Origin of the sequence: Okeania sp. SIO2F4 (assembly GCF_010672385.1) — a bacterium.
Classification (GTDB): Bacteria; Cyanobacteriota; Cyanobacteriia; order Cyanobacteriales; family Microcoleaceae; genus Trichodesmium.
The window spans coordinates 1-6040 of record NZ_JAAHGT010000598.1; the positions used below are offsets into that span (position 1 = coordinate 1).

At 36.6% G+C, this 6040-nt stretch carries 6 protein-coding genes and 1 pseudogene; 3 read left to right on the plus strand and 4 right to left on the minus strand.

Annotated elements, in window-relative coordinates:
- Positions 1–928: tetratricopeptide repeat protein (locus F6K22_RS28385; protein ID WP_293105821.1), on the minus strand; the 928-nt coding region annotated here is incomplete at its 3' end.
- A 458-nt stretch (positions 929–1386) separates the two neighbouring features.
- Here F6K22_RS28385 and F6K22_RS28390 point away from each other — a divergent pair.
- The gene (locus F6K22_RS28390; protein WP_293105824.1) at positions 1387–1791 is read left to right on the plus strand and encodes a type II toxin-antitoxin system VapC family toxin; all 405 of its coding nucleotides are present in this window, start codon (positions 1387–1389) and stop codon (positions 1789–1791) included.
- Positions 1778–1987, plus strand: coding sequence for a hypothetical protein (locus F6K22_RS28395; protein WP_293105827.1), 210 nt, complete (start codon positions 1778–1780; stop codon positions 1985–1987). Before F6K22_RS28390 ends, F6K22_RS28395 begins: the two co-directional genes overlap by 14 nt.
- A gap of 571 nt (positions 1988–2558) precedes the next feature.
- Here F6K22_RS28395 and F6K22_RS28400 read toward each other — a convergent pair.
- Positions 2559–2747, minus strand: coding sequence for an addiction module protein (locus F6K22_RS28400; protein WP_293105829.1), 189 nt, complete (start codon positions 2745–2747; stop codon positions 2559–2561).
- A 594-nt stretch (positions 2748–3341) separates the two neighbouring features.
- The gene (locus F6K22_RS28405) at positions 3342–3926 is read right to left on the minus strand and encodes a hypothetical protein (protein ID WP_293105832.1); all 585 of its coding nucleotides are present in this window, start codon (positions 3924–3926) and stop codon (positions 3342–3344) included.
- A gap of 611 nt (positions 3927–4537) precedes the next feature.
- On the opposite strand from F6K22_RS28405, the gene F6K22_RS28410 reads away from it, so the two are divergent.
- Positions 4538–5410 carry a hypothetical protein gene (locus tag F6K22_RS28410; RefSeq protein ID WP_293105833.1) on the plus strand — a complete coding sequence of 291 codons (873 nt, stop codon included), beginning with the start codon at positions 4538–4540 and terminating at the stop codon, positions 5408–5410.
- Between the two features lie 99 nt (positions 5411–5509).
- Here F6K22_RS28410 and F6K22_RS28415 read toward each other — a convergent pair.
- Positions 5510–6040 (minus strand): annotated as a pseudogene (locus F6K22_RS28415) (polysaccharide export protein); the annotation flags it as partial.

A 6040-nucleotide genomic window follows, 5' to 3' on the forward strand; every position in this document is an offset into this window, starting at 1 on the left:
CTAATGCCTTTTGGGGTTGACCAATATCGGTGTAAACTGCACCAATATTATTGAGAATAGTAGCAACTCCAGAACGATCCTCCACTTCTCGCAAGATAGGTAAAGCTTGCTGGTAGTATTCTAATGCCTTTTGGGGTTGACCAATATCGGTGTAAACTGCACCAATATTATTGAGAATAGTAGCAACTCCAGAACGATCCTCCACTTCTCGCAAGATAGGTAAAGCTTGCTGGTAGTATTCTAATGCTTTTTGGGGTTTACCTATTTTGCGGTAAACTTCACCAATATTATTGAGAGTACGAGCTTCTCCAGAGCGATTGTTCACTTCTCGCACGATAGGTAAAGCTTGCTGGTAGTATTCTAATGCTTTTTGGGGTTTACCTATCTTATCGTAAACTACACCAATATTATTGAGAGTACGAGCTTCTCCAGAGCGATCGCCTACTTCTTGCCAGATGGGTAAAGCTTGTTGGTAGTATTCTAATGCCTTTTGAGGTTGACCAATACTGTTGTAAACTCCACCAATACTATTGAGAGTAGTAGCTACTACTGAGCGCTCGCTCACTTCCCGAAAAATCATCAAAGCCTCATTGTAAAAGTTTAATGCTTCTTGTGGTTTGCCTATACGATCGTAGTTAAGACCAAGAAAAAAGTTTGCTAATACCTCGTTTTCTCGGTTTTTGATTTTTTTGGCAATAGCTAAAGCTTCTTGAAGCGTTTCTATAGCCTCCTGAGATTGGTATTGCTCTGTTTGTTGCAATCCTGTTTTTATTAGTTGCTCTAACTTTTCTGTCTCAGAGCTATCTAACTTTTCTGTCTGAGAGTTGGAAGTTTGGATGTAACTCTCTTGTGATAATAGTGGCAGTGTTAGGGCAGTTGTAATCAGGGTTGTGATTCCGATTAAAGAAGTAATAATAATTCGTTTCATAGTCTTATTTTCCTGAAATAAATAATTAAATATATTCGACTTATACAAAATAACGTAGTTCTGTCATTGCAAGCGGTAGCGTTTGCGGAGCATTCCGTTAGGAAAGCAATCTCGTTGCAGCATGAGATTGCCACGGGGGCATAACTATTAAAAACAAGACTTAACTTTTAACCCTCCCCCTCGCAATGACAGGCCCAGGTACAGAATTAGGTTAAAATTGAGCAATGAGCAAATTTAAACAAAGTAAAATTGAACAAGAATTAAATAGCCATGAGTAAAACTTTATATTTGGAAACAAGTGTTATAGCGCTACGCGCTAGGGAATAGGGAATAGGGAATAGGGAATAGTAAACTGTTAAAGGGTTTCAGGATTTAGAAATGTCCGCGCCCTTAATGCGTAGCGCTATATTGGCTATTTAACTGCCAGACCTAGCCAAAATCTAATTGTTGCTGCTAATATGGCAGTAACCAGAGAATGGTGGGAAACTTGCCGAGACAATTTTGAAATCTATGTCTCTGAGACAGTATTAAATGAGATAGCAAAAGGCGATCCAGAAATGGCTCAAAAAAGAATAGAGGTTATTACAAACCTTCCCTTTCTCTTTGCCAATGAAACTGTTACAAACTTGACTGAACAGTTTCTCCAACAAACCAATCTTCCCCCTAAAGCTAGTGATGATGCGTTGCATATTGCCCTAGCAACTGTTTATAGTTTAGACTATCTTTTAACATGGAATTGTCGCCATATTGCTAACCCAGAAATCCAGAAAAAACTATCTGAAATTAGCACTAACTTTGGCTATCAATTACCAATACTTTGTACACCCTATCAATTGGCACGAAAAAACTATGATGTTACCTGATGAAATTTTAGAAGAAATTTACCAAATTCGAGAAGAACACGCCAAAGCTTTTAACTACGATCCGGAATTAATATTAGCTGATTGGTTAGAAAAACGAGAGGAGTTTGAGAAAGAATGGCAAGGGAAAATCAAAATCATTAAAACTCCTTTGAAAAAAAGAAAAGAAAATAGAGATTCCGTAGAAAACACAGTTTGAGCGTAACGGGATCAAGATGCTCCCACTGGCTAAAAATTGAATCTTAACTAACTACTACTACAACATTGATTAACTATATTCCCCTAAACCTTTCTTTCCCTTCTGCTTTCTGCTTTCCTTTGTCCTAATTGTAACTATTTAACCGGACATAATATTATATAAAGTCAAATTAATTAACCGCAATTTAGGGACATTGTATGCAACGTCCCTACCAGGTTGGGTAAAGATTGTTTATTACAGTTATTTAATCAGACATGGTATTAATTGTCTTATGGCTTTTACTTGACCCTATCTTTCCAATATCCCTATTCTCGACTACAGTGCATAACTGCTCAAATCAGAATTAAATTATCTTCAATCGTATATAAAATACCATAAGGAAACTTACCCATTAGACATCAGCGAATATCTTCATCAATCACAGGCAAACGAGTGGGAGATTCAACTATTTTGAATATTGTATTTTCGACAGCATTAATAAATGTCTGTGCAATTTCTACTCGACGCTCTGCATAAAATTCAACAGCTTCAGAATATTCTGTTAAAACAGCAGGATGAAAAACATATTTTATTATTCTAAAATTCGCCTTACCTCAGCTAAAGCGTCCTCTCCAGAGATGGGTAAAATATCATCATTTTTAATTTCATCTCGGCGTTTTTTAGCTTCATTTATCCAAGTATTTTGAATCGTTTCATCTATATCAAACTCCAAACTTTCAACCAACTTTTCTACTAAAAATGCCCTCTGTATATTCGGCAAAGATAAAGCTTATTTAATTAGTTCTTCAACAGATAGTATAATTATTATCCCAAAGATTACAAACATTAAAATTGTAGAAGCAATAGTGGGCAAATTTTTTTGAAAAGTTAACTATTAGATAAATTACTTTTTGCTCACCCTACTAGCTCGTCTAGCATTAAAATGTGGGCAAGTTTTAGCATCCCGGAAGACCTCTCCCCGACCCCTCTCCTACAAGGAGAGGGGAGAAATGCTCCCCCAACGCTAGCAGGGAAGGGGGCTGGGGGGTTAGGTTTTACCCATAATTTTAGTCTAGACGCGCTACTACTAGCTCGTCTAGCTTTAAAATGTGGGCAAGTTTTAGCATCCCGGAAGACCTCTCCCCGACCCCTCTCCTACAAGGAGAGGGGAGAAATGCTCCCCCAACGCTAGCAGGGAAGGGGGCTGGGGGGTTAGGTTTTACCCACAATTTTAGTCTAGACGCGCTACTACTATGACTTTTTTATAGTGCTACAACAATTAATAATTATATCAATTCCACATAATTTAGTTATTGAAAATATGGAAATAGATTTATATTTGTTGGGTTTCCTGCCGTCAACCCAACCTACTAAATTATTCTTTTCTTGATTGAGAAGTAGCAGTAATAATTAAAATTTGCTGCTCCGGTTCAAACTCCATCTCACTAACAATATAACGACTATTAATAATATTCCTCATGCTTCGAGGTAAACCTTTTCTATCATCTACTCCAACGACAGCTTCAGGTTTAATAATTGCAATACCTTTCTCTACATCCTCCCATTCCAAGCCATCCATTCGTAATTGAAAACGTCGGGGTCCACCTTTCGTTTCTACTTCATTCCCACGAAAAACAATTGGCTTACTAGAAGTAGGCCACCAAATCTCTCCCTTAAACTTAATCTGGGCAACATTGGCGATCGCTTCTTGGCGACGACTTTCACCTTTTTTAATAGTAATATTTTGAGAATTAATATCTATTACTTTACCAGAACGACTATCACCATCTTTGAGTACCACTCTCGCATTAGTAGGGAAAGAAAAAGGAATAGGTTTTGCGGTTGATTTAGCTTCAACTTCTAAAATAGGTGTGGGGTTAGCAATTACTTGTCTTCTATCTTGAACCCCTAAAGTTAGGCAGGCCACGAGGAAAATAATTGTAATTTTAGTTATCTTCATTTTTGGTCTTTGATTAAAGATATTATCTATTTTATTCAATCATTAGATTAATTTTTCCGAAAATAATGAATGATAACTAGTTGTGCTTTTAGGAATTTCCTAGTTGAGAGAGGGAATAGGGAACAGGGAACAGGAAAATTAGGATGTGTAATTAATTAGCAATAGTAGGGGAGATTTTAGCTAGAATTTTAATGCTGACTCATTGATTTATATAAACTCACCCTAATCCACTTATTCTATGATTTTCGGTGGGTTACGCTTCTTGCTAACGCACTCTACTGGACCGTTTCAGCTAAAACAGTGCATTAGAATAGTCATTGCGAACGATAGTGAAGCAATCTCCAGACACTTTTCTATTGCAACATTTAAGATGAAACAATCCACTACTAGACCGACACACCTAATTTTGTGCAAAATTGTAGGGTGTGTTAGACGGCTTAAATTAAGACTATGAAAAGGATTCAGCAATCCGTCGTAACGCACCATTTTAGTTGTGTCAGTCTACTACTAGAACTATAGTATTACCCTAGTGAAAGAATAATTTATATTTACCAATGGATAATTGATAATTAGAGAAATTATTCATTATCCATTATCAATGAATGAAAAATATGTTCGGAAAAATAGCTGGTTTATTAAGTTTTTTAGGAATAGGTTTATATTTCACTGGTTGGGTTTATCGTTGGGCTTATTTTGGTTATTTTCAACTAGAAGTAACCACCCTAGATTTACCCTTTGAATCATTTTTAATTGCACCAATACAAGTATTTTTAGGCAACATATCCATCGGAGATTTTTCCACTATTGGGCGCACTATTAAGATAGGAATATTCACTTTTATAATTATTATTCTGATTATCCAAGTTAATTTAATCATACTTAAATTTTGTAGAAAAAAATTAACTGACATCATTAACAAATGGCGATTAAAATTATTAAGGTGGAGTCTGACAACCAAACACCATAAAATTACTCGCCGTTTCCAATCATTTCTCTATTTTCAACAATTTAACTTCATCAGATATGACAAAGTGTTAATTAATGAAATTATCATAGTTACTTGGTTATTAACAGCCTTATTTTTCCTCGGTCAAAGTCAAGGAAAAGTTGATGCTATTCGAGACGCTCGCAACGAAACATCATTCCTACCAGTAGTTACTTTAATAACACCAGAAGATCAACTACCACTAGGTAGAAAAATTTCCGATCTCACAGACGATCCTAATAGAAGCAGTTTTCGAGCGATCGGGGATATTGAATTATATGAAAAATTACTAGAAAGAGACTATAACAATAAAACCGACGACAATTTTCCCCAAGTTGTGTGGCGACTGTTGATAGATAGAGGCGGTCAATATTACATATTCCCTTCTCTACCAAAAAATGCGTCATTAAATGCTCGCCCTCCAGTTGTAGTCATTCAGCAAAATGGAGAAGGAGAATATATCGTTATTCTCAGCCCCGAAGCACCACCTTCTCTATAACTCCCATTTCTCCTGTAGGGGCGATTCGCGAATCGCCCCTACTCCCTACTGCTTACTCCCTACTCCCTACCTCAACAAAAAGACTTTCCATAAGAAACCCTAATTATTATTATTTCTACGATTATTGCCATTACCACCACCAAAGAACACGTTAGAGGTATCTTGTTGCAAAGACCGGAAAAACAGCACGAATTCCAGAGAAGTTCTGATAGGAAGTGTATATCTCTCAAATAGATAGTTAAGTTGATTAATCCAAGTGCGATCGATAACAACTACATCCTCATTCTGAAGTAAAATATTTTGAGAACTATCGCCAAATATTGCTTTTTGTCCATTCAGTTCCCGCCTAACTATTTTCCTTTTTTCTTTGTCAAATCGAATTAAATTAATTGCTTTCAAATCTGCTGACTCTACCGCTATACCATTGAGAATATCTATCAATCTGCTACCATTCGGGAGATTAGTAGTAGCTAAGGTATCATTAGGATTACTGAAAATACGAATAGTAATTTGTTCTTGACTCAAAGTCGATTTACCAACTAGCTCCCGGTCATAACCAAAGTCTGACCCTGCTTCTAATGTGGGTACAATCACAGCATCCCCATCCTTTAAAGGAATATTGGGCAAGTC

What these genes read in the sequence shown, in the direction of transcription:
- F6K22_RS28390 (WP_293105824.1), top strand. Translation starts at nt 1,387, where the DNA reads ATGGCAGTAACCAGAGAATGGTGGGAAACTTGCCGAGACAATTTTGAA.
- F6K22_RS28405 (WP_293105832.1), bottom strand. Translation starts at nt 3,926, where the DNA reads ATGAAGATAACTAAAATTACAATTATTTTCCTCGTGGCCTGCCTAACT.
- F6K22_RS28395 (WP_293105827.1), top strand. Translation starts at nt 1,778, where the DNA reads ATGATGTTACCTGATGAAATTTTAGAAGAAATTTACCAAATTCGAGAA.
- F6K22_RS28410 (WP_293105833.1), top strand. Translation starts at nt 4,538, where the DNA reads ATGTTCGGAAAAATAGCTGGTTTATTAAGTTTTTTAGGAATAGGTTTA.